Origin of the sequence: Fictibacillus sp. 18YEL24, assembly GCF_015903855.1 — a bacterium.
Taxonomy (GTDB): domain Bacteria; phylum Bacillota; class Bacilli; order Bacillales; family Fictibacillaceae; genus Fictibacillus; species Fictibacillus phosphorivorans_C.
Genome location: NZ_JACZDT010000009.1, coordinates 12801 through 27879, shown reverse-complemented (window position 1 = coordinate 27879; position 15079 = coordinate 12801). Strand labels below are relative to the sequence as shown.

At 34.4% G+C, this 15079-nt stretch carries 15 protein-coding genes; 5 read left to right on the top strand and 10 right to left on the bottom strand.

All coding sequences use genetic code 11. The features are described 5' to 3' along the window. Window positions 1-161: 161 nt before the first annotated feature. Entirely contained in the window at window positions 162-872 is a 711-nt protein-coding gene (locus HU823_RS20240; RefSeq protein ID WP_197223206.1) for a hypothetical protein, read from the bottom strand. A gap of 305 nt (window positions 873-1177) precedes the next feature. Between HU823_RS20240 and HU823_RS20235 the strand changes: the two genes are divergently transcribed. From HU823_RS20235 to HU823_RS20225, 3 genes are all read left to right on the top strand, one after another. Further along, the gene (locus HU823_RS20235; RefSeq protein WP_197196072.1) at window positions 1178-1702 is read left to right on the top strand and encodes an ECF transporter S component; all 525 of its coding nucleotides are present in this window, start codon (window positions 1178-1180) and stop codon (window positions 1700-1702) included. Between the two features lie 92 nt (window positions 1703-1794). Beyond that, window positions 1795-2085 carry a hypothetical protein gene (locus HU823_RS20230; protein WP_197223205.1) on the top strand — a complete coding sequence of 97 codons (291 nt, stop codon included), beginning with the start codon at window positions 1795-1797 and terminating at the stop codon, window positions 2083-2085. 154 nt (window positions 2086-2239) lie between these two features. Next, a complete protein-coding gene (locus tag HU823_RS20225; protein ID WP_197223204.1) occupies window positions 2240-3421 on the top strand; it encodes a DUF4317 domain-containing protein in 1182 nt (393 codons plus the stop codon). Window positions 3422-4276: 855 nt separating this feature from the next. On the opposite strand, the gene HU823_RS20220 is transcribed toward HU823_RS20225, so the two are convergent. The 8 genes from HU823_RS20220 to groES form a co-directional block, all read right to left on the bottom strand. Continuing rightward, on the bottom strand, window positions 4277-5020 hold the full coding sequence (locus tag HU823_RS20220; RefSeq protein ID WP_197223203.1) for a hypothetical protein: 744 nt from the start codon (window positions 5018-5020) through the stop codon (window positions 4277-4279). After that, complete coding sequence (locus tag HU823_RS20215) at window positions 5013-6965, bottom strand: AAA family ATPase (RefSeq protein ID WP_197223202.1); 1953 nt, start codon at window positions 6963-6965, stop codon at window positions 5013-5015. Before HU823_RS20215 ends, HU823_RS20220 begins: the two co-directional genes overlap by 8 nt. Before the next feature lie 243 nt (window positions 6966-7208). Continuing rightward, entirely contained in the window at window positions 7209-7520 is a 312-nt protein-coding gene (locus tag HU823_RS20210) for a hypothetical protein (RefSeq protein WP_197223201.1), read from the bottom strand. A 444-nt stretch (window positions 7521-7964) separates the two neighbouring features. Beyond that, entirely contained in the window at window positions 7965-9842 is a 1878-nt protein-coding gene (locus HU823_RS20205) for an ATP-binding protein (RefSeq protein WP_197223200.1), read from the bottom strand. Window positions 9843-9846: 4 nt separating this feature from the next. After that, window positions 9847-10971 carry an SIR2 family protein gene (locus HU823_RS20200; RefSeq protein WP_197223199.1) on the bottom strand — a complete coding sequence of 375 codons (1125 nt, stop codon included), beginning with the start codon at window positions 10969-10971 and terminating at the stop codon, window positions 9847-9849. Between the two features lie 169 nt (window positions 10972-11140). After that, window positions 11141-11287, bottom strand: a complete 147-nt coding sequence (locus tag HU823_RS20195) for a hypothetical protein (RefSeq protein ID WP_197223198.1) — start codon at window positions 11285-11287, stop codon at window positions 11141-11143. A gap of 150 nt (window positions 11288-11437) precedes the next feature. After that, window positions 11438-13075 carry a chaperonin GroEL gene (gene groL, locus HU823_RS20190; RefSeq protein ID WP_066242575.1) on the bottom strand — a complete coding sequence of 546 codons (1638 nt, stop codon included), beginning with the start codon at window positions 13073-13075 and terminating at the stop codon, window positions 11438-11440. A 101-nt stretch (window positions 13076-13176) separates the two neighbouring features. Beyond that, the gene (gene groES / locus HU823_RS20185) at window positions 13177-13461 is read right to left on the bottom strand and encodes a co-chaperone GroES (protein ID WP_137792218.1); all 285 of its coding nucleotides are present in this window, start codon (window positions 13459-13461) and stop codon (window positions 13177-13179) included. 246 nt (window positions 13462-13707) lie between these two features. Here groES and HU823_RS20180 point away from each other — a divergent pair, with 246 nt between their 5' ends. Together HU823_RS20180 and HU823_RS20175 are read left to right on the top strand one after the other, a co-directional pair. Beyond that, window positions 13708-14421 (top strand): CPBP family intramembrane glutamic endopeptidase, encoded by a 714-nt coding sequence (locus HU823_RS20180; protein WP_197223197.1) that lies wholly within the window; start codon window positions 13708-13710, stop codon window positions 14419-14421. Further along, window positions 14418-14621: a YdiK family protein gene (locus tag HU823_RS20175; RefSeq protein WP_197223196.1), complete on the top strand. Its 204-nt coding sequence runs from the start codon at window positions 14418-14420 to the stop codon at window positions 14619-14621. Before HU823_RS20180 ends, HU823_RS20175 begins: the two co-directional genes overlap by 4 nt. Window positions 14622-14814: 193 nt before the next feature. Here the strand turns inward: HU823_RS20175 and HU823_RS20170 are convergent, their stop codons facing one another. Next, window positions 14815-15006 carry a hypothetical protein gene (locus tag HU823_RS20170; protein ID WP_197223195.1) on the bottom strand — a complete coding sequence of 64 codons (192 nt, stop codon included), beginning with the start codon at window positions 15004-15006 and terminating at the stop codon, window positions 14815-14817. Window positions 15007-15079: the final 73 nt, after the last annotated feature.

Here is a 15079-nt window from a genome sequence, read left to right as displayed (position 1 = left end):
GTGCTGTTTTTGTAGATATTTCTCGGGAAATTGTAGAAATATGACGATTGAATGTTGAGGATTGTATCTTGTATCGTTATAAATCCATATCGGGTCAAGTTATATCTATACAAAAAGAGCTTTGTAACGGTTAACCGTATCGCCCCCCGATACACACAAACTTACTTTCTAAATAAAGATAGAATGGCTTCCCATTTGCTTTTCGGCCGGCTTTGCACTACGATTTCAAGTCGTCTATTGAAATCGTTCTGCAGACGCCATTCCTTGACCTGTTCTTCTCTTAACTTTTGAATTTCTTGCTGCAGAAGTTCACTTTTCTCTTTTTCCTGTTCTAATAATGTTTCGTATTGTTCTTTTTGTTGATTGGTCAGCTTCTCAATCTTTGCGTTCGTTTTCTGAGCGGCATTTCCTACGTTTGCACTGATTGCATGATGATCTTGTTGAAGTCTTGAAACGGTTACTTTAAGCTCTGACATATCGTTTGTGAGCTGAGCATTCATCTCTCGTGTTGCTGCTAGTTCATTCGCTAGCATCATTAAGACTTCTCGTAATTGGTTTGGGTCTTGTGGAAGGTTCTCATATGTATCGGGTAGCGCTACGTCCGTTTGAACTGTTTCTTTTAGTCTCTCTTTTTGTTGAAGCACGAGATCTTTAGCTGTATCGTCTAAAGGCTTGTCTGTATCGCGTAGCGCTATGAGCGATTCGATATCAGATTGAACAAAGATACGGCGATCTCCATCCTTTAAAAACTCGTATCCGTTTCGCTCTAGTATTTGGCCATACTTACGGACTGTCGGTGTTGCGATTCCTACTTCTTCTGCAACTTCCTTGGAGGAGAAAGCTCGTTCATTCGGTTGTATATCACGTCGCATATCGGGCCTCCTTCATGTCTTTTCATCTATTGCTTATATCGCCATGCGATACATATCGTTTAATTCCTCTACTATAGGCATTCGCAATGAACTGTATCGATACGTCTATGCTCTACAAAATAGATTTCGGCAAATGTGTCGTTCTCCCCTTCTTTCCTTTTGAAAAACTCGCTCATTCCACTAGTTTATTTTTCTATTTCTTCACCCTACCCATAAAATAGCTGTTTTCTAAAAGAATAAGGACATATATAATGAATAAGTGCAATCATTTTTTTACATTCATTTTTTATGAAAGAGGTTATGGTATGAATACTACTTATTCATCAATACAATCGACTAAAACAAGAATGTTAGTCATCAGCGCACTATTCGTGGCACTAACGCTTGTTGCAACAATGTTCATCAACATCAAGCTTCCGATCGCAGGAAACGGTGGTCTTATCCACTTGGGTAACATTCCTTTATTTGTAGCGGCTTTTGTTTTCGGTAGAAGAACCGGTGCTATTGCAGGTGCTTTCGGGATGGGTTTGTTTGACCTCCTATCCGGATGGACAATATGGGCTCCGTTCACATTTATCATCGTTGGGGCAATGGGCTATGTAGCGGGCGCTATATCTGAAAAAGTACCAGGAAAACGTGTGCTCGTTTATTCCTTGGCAGTTGTCGTAGCTATGCTGATAAAAGTGGTAGGCTATTATTTTGCAGAAGTTGTGCTTTACAGCAACTGGATTCAACCATTCGGATCAATTCCAGGAAACGTTCTGCAAGTTGGATTTGCTGGACTAATCGTGGTTCCACTCGTAGCACGTATTAAGAAAAGAATTCTTTAGTAACAGAGACCCTGTGTCGTATCGGCTTAACCGCTATGCGATATGGGGTTTTTTGAATTAATAATACAAAATACTTTTTATAAGGAGTAAGAATGAAGAAAAAACAAATTGATTGGTTTTTCTGGGGTCCGATGTTTGGAATTGTTATTTTAAGTTTGTTACTATTTTCAAGTTCAGCAACAAAGCTACCAAACGGTAATTATATTCTTGACCAAGATCCACTATCATATTTTTTAGTTGGGTGCATGTTCGTTTGTGCAATTCTTTTGATTTTTGGAAAAGTAAGAGAAACTATGAGTAAAAAAATTAACAAAAATACAATCATTATTACTCTACTATTAATACCAATCGTATTTGTTTTTGTGCACATAATTAATAATTAAAATATATATTCTTGGTGTCTGCTTTTTTAAGTTCAAGTTCCATATTCACCTTCACACTTCACTCCTTCTGAATGTTAAAATAAAGAATACTTCCCTGTTAGACATATAGAGAGTGTCGACTTAAAATCGTAACAACTTAGGAGTGTATACAAGCATGAACAAAAAAGATATCGCTCAAATACGAAAACAGTTCAAGAAAGAGAACGATCTACTGAAAATCTCCAGCATCTTTAATGTGTATATTACGAAAGAATCCAGCGAGATCTATCATCACGTGAGTCAGCCTTTTGAGATGCTAGATGCTGAACAACAAGAGCTTTTCTTTAATAACTTTAAAAAATTGCTTGGTGGGAATCTCGATGAAAAGTTATTTGAATTAAAGTTTAATAGAAATGCTGAAAACAATAGCCAGCTTATTCTGCATCAGGGGTTACTTGCTAGCGATACAGAAGACTGGAAAGAACGCATGCTTCAAATGGTAGGAAAAATGTTACTAAACCGCCAGTACGAAAAGGATATCGTGATTACCTTTATTAAGGGAGAATACTATAAGCCGACAAAGCGCAAAAATGATGAGGCGGAGATTAGCGAACGAGATGCCGTCTACTCCTTCCCCTTTATTTTGAGCAGCATAAACAACACACAGGAACCGAAGAAAGAACTGCTCTTTGATTATGTGGAAAAAGAGTTCAAGTACAATTTCGTGGTCGATCCGATCATCAACCTGAACGCACCGATCGGAGGATTTCTCTTCCCTTGTTTCAGTGATAATGCCGCAGATGTGAACCACATCCTGTATTCAGCAGGTAAAGTTCATGAGCCTGATTATGAGTTCATCGTGGACGTTTTAAATGGCGAAGAAATCATGACGGCAAAAGATGATAAAATCGTGTTTGAAGAGATCATTAAAGACGTAACACAGGATCAATTAAACACCTCTACCCTTTCCAATGTGTATGAAGAGATTAACCGAATAATTGAAGAGAACGAAGAGGAAGAACATCCACGCTTAGATTCAAAGGACGTTGAACGGGTTTTGAAAGCGAGCGGCGTGGAAGATATCAGTGTGGAAAAGGTAGAATCCGCTTTCCAAAAAGTGATTGATGATGATAAGTATGAGATTAAAGCAAGCAGTGTAGTACCGAAATACAACTCGAAATCTATTAAGATTGATACAAAGGTAGCTAAAATTTCAATCAGTCCGCAAGATCTAAGGTACGTGAAGCAAGTGCACCTTAGTGGTAAACGTTACCTCATGATTGAAGTTGAGGAAGATACGGTTATTGAGGGCTTTACGATGATTCCGGAGGCTTTTGGGGAGAAGGTGGAGAAATAGATTATCAAGAGATTTAAAAAAGCTTCTCACAAGTTTGTTTAACTTATGAGAAGCTTCTTTTTATAGTTTCCTAATTTGGCAAAATGGTTAGCATTTCACTCTTACCTTACTCAAAACCCTTATCTATTATGGGCTAGAGAGGCAGATTACATCATGCCGCCCGTAAGCTGTGAGTGTGTAATATCGTTAACGAGAGGTGCAAAAAGGCGGTAAATCAACGTTTTGGATATACTAATTGTAACATCTTGATTTACCGTTTTTTATGGGATTGCGTTAGCAAAATGTTAGCATTTTTATACCTAATTAAATATCTTTTTAAACACAAACAAATATAATAGTCACTTCTCACATATGGCTTTTCAGATACATGATGTATTTTATAGGCCATGATTAAAATTTATGTCATTTACCTTGTCTGTAAAAATAATTTCTTCTATATATTAGTGGAATTAATAATATCGTATGTAAGTTTTGATAAGGGTTTCTTACCCAAATAATCGAGATTTAAGTCTTTACCATATAAAAATAAATTTATTTCGGTCAAGCCTAAATTCATATCTGAAAACAACTTTTTAAGCTGACCTTTGTATGTATCAGAATAAGCATGTTTTTTATATAATATCTCTCTTACATAATCCTTATGACATTGATAAACTTCCCTAAGATTAAAGAGTTTAATACTATTTTCCACTTCTACTTTATTACTGCATGTAGGACTTATGTTTATCGTCAAATCAAAGTTCGTATTTTTACCAGTTATAGATTCCAAAGTGCTTTTAGAATTTAATTTAACTTCAAAAACTGCTTTATTATTAAATCCATCATTATACGGATAAAGAATTTCTAAACTTCTCGCTAACTTAAATCTGGAATTACATATTTGACAAGAAGGAACAAAGTTAAACAAAGACAAAGATAGCAACTGAAAAATAGATTTTGGGAAAAAGTGATCAAGGTCTGCAGTCGATTTAATTTTTGTTCCCTTTTGATACGGTGTAATATACTGCCTATTACAATAAGGACATATACTTCTACACCTGTTCCAGTCAATACTAAATGTCTTAACTCTGAGCTTAGGAAATCATAATCCACTACTTTTGCAATGGCATTATTCAAACATATGAGTCTTCTTTCCACCTCTTTAATCAACGCTATAAAGTTATCATTATTTGAAGAAAAATTGGGATGAGTTGCTAATATAGAGCTAATCCACGGATTCATATAACTAGAAACATATTCTTCGCGAAACTTGTTTCGTTCTTTTTGAGTGATTTTTTTATTTAGCCTATTAAGCTCCTTATCTACTTTAAAAGTACTAAAATAAACTAATTTACACGTTAAAATGTAGTAGTTTATTTGCGCATAATTATGACATAAGTGATCCATGGGCTTAGTCAATAACTCTTCAGCTAACTTGAGATCTATTCCATGAACACGACCATTTTCAAATAAATTAGTATATGGTTGATTTGTAAAAGGATTTTCTTGAATTGGCTTTATACTCACTTCTTGTTTATATCGTTGTTCTATGCTATTTAACATTTTATTACTGTAATCAGATTTTATTCTTATTAAGATATTCGGATCTAGATTAATCATTATAAGTTTCATCCATAATATTTTTTAGTATTCTGAGTTCCTGTTCTATTTCATTGATTCTTCTGATTTTCTCGTTTTGGGGTAACAATTCCATCTTCTTATCATTCATCAACTGTTGTAATTTCCCACGAATAATCTCTTCACCTATAGAAGAGATTATACCATTAACCAAAAATATTTCTTTCTCATCATACTCATTCCATGAAGTAATCCTTTTAACAGTTTTTTCAAACACATGCTTAGCGTATTCACCAATAGGGGAAGTAATAAAAAAGTCACTTTGTATGATGTCATAGAAGTTACTCATAAAGCCAAACTCAGCCTTTTTTACAATTCTTTGAGTATTACCAAAACTATCCTCCTGAATTTTTATACATGTTATATGTTCCTTTGGAACATCAGAAACTATAAAAGGTGAATGTGTAGTTATAATAATTTGATATTTTAATTCCTTACCATAATCAACACTATCAAGAAATCGGTATATGTTATGAATATATCTCCTTGACCACTCAGGGTGAAATGAAGCATCCGGCTCGTCTAATAATAATAATAACGTATCAATTTCTTTATTTTGTATAGCAATTTGTATTGCCGTATACAGATTTGAAAATCCATTTACAAACTCTAGTTCGCCTACGCTCATATTCTTAAATCTTGCTTTTAAATTGAGATATATTTCCTCGTCATTTAACCCGTCAAATAAAAAAAGTAACTTGTAAATTTCCTCTTCAAACCCCTTATTGATGTTTATGCTTATCATGTGATCAGAAATATAAAATTTTTCTTTAACATTTAATAAAATCTTAATTATGTCGATTATAAAATCCGGATTAAATTCTGATCTTTCCAGAGAAACCATGTTGTTTAATGAAATAAATATTTGTCTTAACACTTGTATTAAATAATTTATTCTGGCATCTAAGTTTTCTTCTTCATATATAATTGATTCTATTTTTTTTATGCAATTTTGTTTTTTACTTTCGTCCAATTCACTTCTTCCTCGATCAATCCAATATCCCAATATCATATTTTCAAGAAATTTAATAATATATTTCTCTTTGACCGACCAATTATCCAACTCGCTTTTTTTATCTTGGCTAAGTAATTTGGAAAAAATGTCGTTCTTAAACAAAAGAATCTTATTATTATCACTATATAAATTAAATTCCAATTTATTAGTTATGTCCTTTTCATAAACTAAATCGTAAAATTCTTCTCTTCTTATCTCACATACAGCGTTTTGGGCAGTAAAGTTTTCTTCTATCATTTTGTGACCTTCACTCAAAAATTTATATATATTTGAGTAAAGAGGATTATTTAAATAACGCCTTTTAAACCCTACATAATAATCTTGTTCATCTCTTTTTTTATTATCTAAAAACCAATCTCTATTAACGCCATTAGACATGTAAAGAGAGAGCATCTTTCTATCTAGACTATAAGATTCTCGTTCCCTAGTGTATTCATTAAACTGAATGTAAGTGAAATATTTCGCTGCCATTTCTGAAAAATCATATGTAATACACATACTATATTCATCACTTGTTAATTCAGGAACATGTTTTAAGTTTTTCAACAAATCTGGATTATTACCTTCTATAACAAAAATATCATCTTTTATATGATACACAGCAAACCACTCTTCAGAGTTCCTAACTTCATTTTTTTCTCTCTTTATTTTTTCTAGTAATTTCAATCTCCTACTCTTAGTAGAACCTATTAGATCTAGTAAAGTTGATTTACCTGAACCATTCTTACCAACTATCAGATTAATGTTACTGATTTTTTTCCCCCATAAGTCGTTGTAAGGATTTCTTTTTTTGTTAATTAGTAATTTACCTTCATTAAAAGTGATGTCAAAATCATTTGTAAAACAAAACTCCTGTTGATTAAAACATTTTCTTAGTTCTTTAATATAAACAAACAAAAGTTGCGGAAACATTTATTGGCCCCTTCTTTCATCAAAAATTCATATAATAAATTATTATCCCTGATGTATACAATATATTTGTAAATAACGTTTTCAAATAACAAAAAGGCTGCCTTTTGGGGCAGCGCGATTTGAATCTTGGCAGCCTAAAAGTGCCAGTCATAAAAAAATATAGTACTAGGTGTCTCTTTGCAATTTCATATCATAAAATCTTTCTTCCATAACATTAACTATTACAGTCTGTCTTCTGGAGAACTAGACTGGTTCCACTTCTTTATTCCATGAGACATCAAAATATTCTATAATACTACTCTTTACACTTTCATTTTCTATCGGAACAATAGTCGTTGATTTATTTCCAATTGAATTAATTGAAGATCCGAATAAATATACAAATTTTCTATCAATAATTACATATCTATCATGATTTCCCTTATTAATTTGAATTTCTAAATTACTCCGCTCTTTTTTAAACTTTTCGTACAATATTTTTGAATCACCTTGAAACTTTTCAGTGATAACACGAACTCTTACCTTGTAATTTAATTCGTCTAATAATGGAAACAATGTGCCATCAATATAAGGATCAATTAGTTCAATTTTTTTTGGGCAGTATTCAGAATTTCTTTAACTTTTTTATATTCAGTGTAGGGGTGGTTTTTTTGTATGAAAATAGGATCTGTAGCAGGAGGCTCCAGACATACAGATGCCCATATCTCTTCAAACCAATCAGAATCTATAGTTTCCAATTGAGGATGTTTAAGACCCTCTTCGACTATCACTTTGTCGTACATTGGAACCATTCCGTTAATCGATATATCTCTATACTAATAGTTAATTAATTGGACTAGCCTTGTTAATTCATTTTCGCTTAAATTTTTATAATTATTTGTTATTTTGTTGAATAACAAATCTAATTCTAACTGCTCATTCATATGTCTCTTCCCTAGCCATATTTAATAGATCTTTTCCTTTTAAAGTTCCTATTTTTCTAACTTATATTTCATATTTCTAATTTACTTCCCAAAGTATGCAAAGATTTACATTCTCACTTCTTGGCCTATTTTTTACTTCTTGCACACGATTAACTTGAATAAATACCGGCATAGATAATGCTGTTCCAGATACTATACAAGTTCCACTTGCGAGAGAAGGGATTGCTGCTTTTGAGACTCTATCTAGGGTTGGGATAGTATTATCAATCATTTCTAAGTCCTTATTATTAACTAGCCTATGAATAAAATAATTGTGAATTTGTGAAATAATTGTCGGTGATATATCAAATGGTCGTTGACTGCATATAGTAAGAAAGAAACCAAATTTCCTGCCTTCTTTTATGATTTCTTCGAATAATTCTAAACGATAATTTTGCCAGCCTTTTCCTTCACTCATTATCTGATTAGAAAGGATATTATGTGCCTCATCAATAATTAAATGCACCGTTTTATCAATACTATCTTGTTTTGTTTGTTTTTTATGATTATCAAAAAGCATTTTGGCAATCAACGATGGGATGACTTTCTTAATATCAGAATTACACTCCCTAAAAGAGTATATTGTCATAATAGGAGTATGACCATCTGTATCTTCTTCTATTATTTCTATAATTTGTTCTAGTTCCTTAACTTTTGATTCAATTCTATGAATTAAAGGATTTATATGATCAAACTGTGCATAACGGTTTAACAAATCATTTACTAACTGTAGCTTGGAATTTAATATAAATTCATCACACCATCCAATACCCCTGTCGTCTATTTCAGTACACCATTGGACTAGATAATCATATCCTGAACCATCACTGTAGGTATTCTTAATATCATCGACTGTATCGAAATAACAAGACCCAATAAAATATTTATTGTTTCTAGTATGCCATTGAATGGATTTTATCTTTTGAAGAAAGCTTTCATGCTCTTGGCTATTCCATTCAATTGATAAATATTCAAACACTTCTTTGATAAATTCAAAAACCTCTTTTGTAGGATGAACAAGAGATTTCGCAAATAAATTAGGTAAATAATTTTTTAAACCCCAACCATTCTCTTTAGCGAAACTCATTCTTTTTAAAAGCCTTTTTATAAAAGGTTTTTGAGTCTGTTCTTTAGCACTAAATAAGACGGAGAGTACCTCCGGAGTATAAAAATAGCTAGAAGTAATTCTTAATTTATCTTTTCTATCCTCGTCATTGTTACTTAAATCAATTATCTTTAATTCCGATTCACCTAATCCAAAAACATCTTTATGCGCATACTCACCATTAAAATCAATAAGGTGAAATGAACTTTTATCTCGTAAATTATCAGAACCAACGGTATTAATTAACTCATAGAACAACTTAGCTAAAGTATTCGATTTCCCACTTCCTGTATTGCCAAAAATTCCTATATGGGAGGAAAAAAAAGAATTAATGGAAAACGACACTGGAATGTCTTCGTATATTGATTGACCTATTGAAATATTTAATCCACTACCTACAGAAATATCTGACTTAATTCCTGAATATATATCTAAGATTTCTTGCTTAGTAGGTATATAGACAAGGTTTCCAATCATAGGTAACTGTTTTACTCCGCTATAAAACAACCTTTTATCCAAGAATCCTAAAATTTGCACTTCGAGTATTCTAGAAATTGTACCTTTGTTATATCGATAATCTTTTTCTTGGCGCTTCTTACTATTTAATAAGTCCTCAATATATTCAGCATCAATTTTCCCCACCAAATCTAAAAATCCTTTTTTTATAATAACAAATCCATTTACCGAGATATTACTTATTACTTCACCTTGAAAAATAAAAGATGAATGATTCATATCTTTATATACTTGAACCTTCACCCTAGTTCCCCTAACTTCAATAACACTTCCTACCTCAAGTGACATTGTCATTCTCTTAACCTCCAAATAGTAGTTTATTTAATTGCAACAAATCTATTGGAGGCATATCTTCAGTAGGCTCAATAATTACTACATTTTTTTGATGTTCACAATTTAACAACTGAGTAATCCCCTTAGCTGAACCGCGTTTATATACAAATATATAAATCCTTAATTCCGGATTATGAAACGACCTCTTAATTAAATTCCTGATATGTTCATCCGCAAATGAAAAGCCAAAGACTATTAGAACAGTCTGGGGCTTTTCCAACTCATAACTTAACAACCGCAACATACTATAATAATACTCATCCAGTACAGTATTTTTAAATTTACTTTTTTCAGGATTAATAATCAAAAGCTTTTTATATTCATCAAAAAATAATTCTAATTTCTCCCAATTCATCTCAGCAATTTCATGAATCTTTAAATCTAAACTCTCATCATTTCCATCTTTCCAAAGAAAATCATCTATAAAATTCTTATCTTCCTCTTCTAAAGTTATCTTATTAGCAGAGTTACTGATTATCTCTAAAAATTTTAATTCATTTTGAATTTCTATCACTTCTTGACTTCCTGACAATTGATTAACCCAATTTACTGAACCATGACATTTAATCAAATTAATAGTAGGTAGTTCCTTATGATAATTATCAAATACACCATTACGCGAAACAGTTTTGTGGAAATTTTCCGAACTCAACGTTCTAAAAAAGTATCCATTTCCTCCATCATTAAGTATTATTGATGAATTGTTCCTCTGTTCATAATCAATAGCTCTTTCAAAGAACATATCATAATTAGTTGTAAAAATATTTGCTCGTTTAGGAGATAGCCTTGAATTTCTATAATTCATAGTGTTCACTATTCCTCTGATAAACCTTCTATAATTGTGTGTAACAAGGTATTCACATTGAACAGAATCATCTATTAAATCGTAATTTTTCTCAATTACATTATTAAAGTAGTGTAAATAAATCAATTGGCGAACGGAGTTATTACACTCTCTTTCTGTTAACACTTTCTCTATGTTACCAAGTGAAGGAAAAAAAGGTACCGATGCTCCCGATCCAATTAAAAAATTCACGTTCTTTTCAGAAATTTGTGTTTGTAACTCACTAAGAAAAACTTCTAGATCCAAAATTAATCACCATGCTTATAACTTATTTTTTTAAAAATTAAGAAGTATAAAGTTAGTAATGGAATACAAATAACTACAATACCTATATTCTACCATTTGTGAATATTATTGTAATTGTAAAATTAAAAACAGAAACTCTAAATTGAGTTCCTGCTTCATCCTTAGTTAATTATATATCCTCAAATGTCTTAATTGTTATTGCTACTTCCTCTTTAACGTTATTCAACCTTTTGGTTATCTCTTCTTCCTCAATTGTTTTTAAATAAAAAACAATAATACATATTGCATTTTCTCTGATTTTTAATAAAATAGTCATTGTCTATCTCCACGTAACCCCAGAAATGAAAAAAGCTTCTCACAAGTTTGTTCAACTTATGAGAAGCTTCTTTTATAGTTTCCTAGGTTAGCAAAATGTTATTTAACCTTACACACAAACCCTTATCTATCAAGGGTTCGAGGGGCGTTATTACATCATGCCGCCCATTCCACCCATGCCCATGCCGGACATGTCAGGCATTCCGCCGCCAGCGTTTTCTTCTGGCTTATCCGCGATTACTGCTTCTGTTGTTAGGAACATTGCAGATACGGATGCTGCGTTTTGTAGAGCTGAACGTGTAACTTTTGTTGGGTCAACGATTCCGGATTCGAACATGTTTACCCACTCGCCAGTTGCAGCGTTAAATCCAACTCCGATTTCTTCGTTCTTCAGACGCTCAACCACTACAGATCCTTCAAGACCTGCGTTGTGTGCGATTTGACGAACTGGCTCTTCTAGTGCACGAAGTACTAGTTTCACACCAGTTAACTCGTCACCAGTCGCTTCTACTTGAGCGATCGCTTTTAGCACGTTAACTAGAGCTGTACCACCACCGGATACGATACCCTCTTCAACTGCTGCACGCGTTGAGTTAAGTGCGTCTTCGATACGAAGTTTGCGCTCTTTTAGCTCAGTTTCTGTAGCTGCACCAACTTTGATTACTGCTACTCCACCCGCTAATTTTGCTAGGCGCTCTTGTAATTTTTCTTTATCAAACTCAGAAGTTGTTTCTTCGAGTTGTGCTTTGATTTGGTTAACACGAGCTGCGATCTTAGAAGAATCTCCAGCACCTTCTACGATTGTTGTGTTTTCTTTTGTTACCACAACTTTAGAAGCTGTACCAAGCTGCGTGATGTTCGCAGTCTTAAGATCAAGACCTAGCTCTTCAGTGATCACTTCACCGCCAGTTAGTACTGCGATGTCTTCTAGCATTGCTTTACGGCGGTCACCGAATCCAGGAGCTTTTACAGCTACTGCATTGAATGTTCCGCGAAGCTTGTTAACTACTAATGTAGCAAGTGCTTCACCTTCAACGTCTTCAGCGATCAACAATAGAGATTTCCCTTGTTGAACCACTTGCTCAAGAACTGGAAGGATTTCTTGGATGTTCGTAATCTTCTTATCTGTGATAAGGATGTACGGGTTCTCAAGCTCTGCTTCCATCTTGTCAGAGTTTGTTACCATGTATGGAGATGCATATCCGCGGTCGAACTGCATACCTTCAACCACTTCAAGCTCTGTTGTGAATCCTTTTGATTCTTCGATCGTGATAACGCCGTCGTTTCCAACGCGCTCCATCGCTTCAGCAATCAATTGTCCTACTTCTTCGTCAGCTGCAGAGATCGCCGCAACTTGTGCGATAGACTCTTTACCTTCGATTGGTTTAGAGATCGCTTTTAATTCTTGAACAGCAGCAGCCGTTGCTTTTTCGATCCCTTTACGAAGTACCATTGGATTTGCACCGCTTGTTACGTTCTTTAATCCTTCACGGATCATCGCTTGAGCAAGAACTGTTGCAGTTGTTGTTCCGTCTCCTGCTACGTCGTTCGTTTTGCTCGCAACTTCAGCTACAAGCTTAGCACCCATGTTTTCGAATGCATCTTCAAGCTCGATTTCTTTTGCAATTGTAACACCGTCGTTTGTGATTAGAGGAGAACCGAATTTCTTCTCAAGCACAACGTTACGTCCTTTTGGTCCAAGTGTTACTTTTACAGCGTTTGCTAGTGCATCAACACCACGAAGCATTGAGCGGCGTGCGTCTTCACTAAATTTAATATCTTTAGCCATGTAAAAACCCTCCCATTAATTTTAAAAGTTAGTGACTTACATATGCTTTATGTTTGATTTATGTAGCTTCAAAATATTGAAGCTTCCAAGTTACCTAACGATTAGCCTACGATCGCTAATACGTCAGATTCACGAAGAATCAAGAATTCTTTACCTTGGTACTTAACTTCTGTACCTGCGTATTTTGAGAAAATAATCGTGTTGCCTTCAGAAACTTCTAAAGAGATACGCTCGCCGTTATCCGTTACACGGCCCGTACCTACAGCAACAACTTTTCCTTCTTGAGGCTTTTCTTTTGCTGAATCTGGCAATACAATGCCGCTTGCAGTTTTTTCTTCACCTTCTACAAGCTCAATAATAATACGGTCACCTAGTGGCTTTAACAAGTGAAACACCCTCCTTAAATAGTTAAAAGATTTCTTATTAGCACTCTTTGTTAGTGAGTGCTAACTCCATTTCTAATAATAAATAAAACTAAAAAATTTTGCAAGTGAGAAATACAAATTTAAATCCAATTACCCGCAAATTCGATATCCTCGCGAGCCCTGCCTATTCTATGTTAAAATGGGTAAGCATATAAAGAGGTATCAACCGTAATTATTTTAAGGGCTGTACGTAAAGGAGAAGGTAATTTGAAGAAAAAATATTGGTGGATCATCTTCATATATATCGTGATGCAATTCTCAGGTTACATTGGGGTTCCACTGTTAAATGAACTTGGTGTTCCTAAAAATCAACTTTTTGGAATTTGGGGAACGTTCAGCTTTATCGTGGCTCTTGTTATTATCCTTTACATGTTGATCCCTGAAATGAGAGAACGCCACCGAAATTCTAAGCGTGTCTCAAAAGGATCTGCCGTTCTATGGTCGATCATCGGTATTTTCATGGCGTACGCCGCTCAAATTATCGCGAGCATGATCGAGATGAATGTTTTTGGCATTCAACCTGGATCAGAAAACACGAAGCAACTTGTTGAAATCGTGAAAAACGTTAAATATTTTATGATTGTAACGGCCATCGTTGGGCCAATACTAGAAGAGATTATCTTCCGAAAGATTATTTTCGGCTCTCTTCATAAACGCTTTAATTTCTTTATCTCTGCTTTGATCAGTTCTTTAATCTTTGCTGCTGTTCATGCGGATTTCACACACTTATTAATCTACACGGCAATGGGCTTCACGTTCGCTTTTCTTTATGTTAAAACGCAACGTCTTATCGTACCTATCGCGGCACACGTTGCCATGAACACGCTCGTTTTAATCGTTCAAGTATTATTTGCCGATAAAATCAAAGAAATGGAACAACAGCTAGAAACAGCGCAACTGATTATTGGAGGACTATTATGAAGACATCACCACTGTTTATGGCATTTTTATATCTAGGGATCGGAGTCGTCTTTACGTACTTAGCCGTTCATTACGCAAGCGAGTACGGCATGACAAGCTTCTGGACAATTATCACAATGATCGTAGCTACCTTCGACTACGCCAATGCCATCCGCTATTTCGCGTTAAACAACCACTTGAAAAGAAAAAAGAAGAAATAATATGAGGGAACTGCTTCTTAATGGAGGCAGTTTTTTTCATTTGTGAGGGTGTTTTTGTGGTGTTTTGTGAGGTTGGCCAGTGACGGAGATGGGATTAGACAGATTATATGGGAGATTGGATAGATTATGTTGGAGATTGGACAGATTATACGGCCAATCGGACAGATTAATCTACGAATCCGACAGATTATCATCACCAGCGCCAAAACGGAGGCTGTTCATTACTTTTGGTGGCAGCTAAATAGCCCGTAAGCCACATCAAACGATGCTTACTGTCGACTTCCACGAAAATACTGTCCACTTTTGGAATTTTACTGTCCACTTTCGATAAAATACTGTCCACTTTTTCATATTTACTGTCCACTTCCCTATTTTTACTGTCCACTCCCACTCTCCCATACCGCAGCTATCCCTCCAACCACACAAAAAAGAGGATTACCCACGTGGAGTCATCCTCT

Excerpts from the sequence above, each read along its gene's own strand:
- HU823_RS20240 (WP_197223206.1), bottom strand. The coding sequence starts at position 872 with ATGCGACGTGATATACAACCGAATGAACGAGCTTTCTCCTCCAAGGAA.
- HU823_RS20235 (WP_197196072.1), top strand. The coding sequence starts at position 1,178 with ATGAATACTACTTATTCATCAATACAATCGACTAAAACAAGAATGTTA.
- HU823_RS20230 (WP_197223205.1), top strand. The coding sequence starts at position 1,795 with ATGAAGAAAAAACAAATTGATTGGTTTTTCTGGGGTCCGATGTTTGGA.
- HU823_RS20225 (WP_197223204.1), top strand. The coding sequence starts at position 2,240 with ATGAACAAAAAAGATATCGCTCAAATACGAAAACAGTTCAAGAAAGAG.
- HU823_RS20220 (WP_197223203.1), bottom strand. The coding sequence starts at position 5,020 with ATGATTAATCTAGATCCGAATATCTTAATAAGAATAAAATCTGATTAC.
- HU823_RS20215 (WP_197223202.1), bottom strand. The coding sequence starts at position 6,965 with ATGTTTCCGCAACTTTTGTTTGTTTATATTAAAGAACTAAGAAAATGT.
- HU823_RS20205 (WP_197223200.1), bottom strand. The coding sequence starts at position 9,842 with ATGACAATGTCACTTGAGGTAGGAAGTGTTATTGAAGTTAGGGGAACT.
- HU823_RS20195 (WP_197223198.1), bottom strand. The coding sequence starts at position 11,287 with ATGACTATTTTATTAAAAATCAGAGAAAATGCAATATGTATTATTGTT.
- groL (WP_066242575.1), bottom strand. The coding sequence starts at position 13,075 with ATGGCTAAAGATATTAAATTTAGTGAAGACGCACGCCGCTCAATGCTT.
- HU823_RS20175 (WP_197223196.1), top strand. The coding sequence starts at position 14,418 with ATGAAGACATCACCACTGTTTATGGCATTTTTATATCTAGGGATCGGA.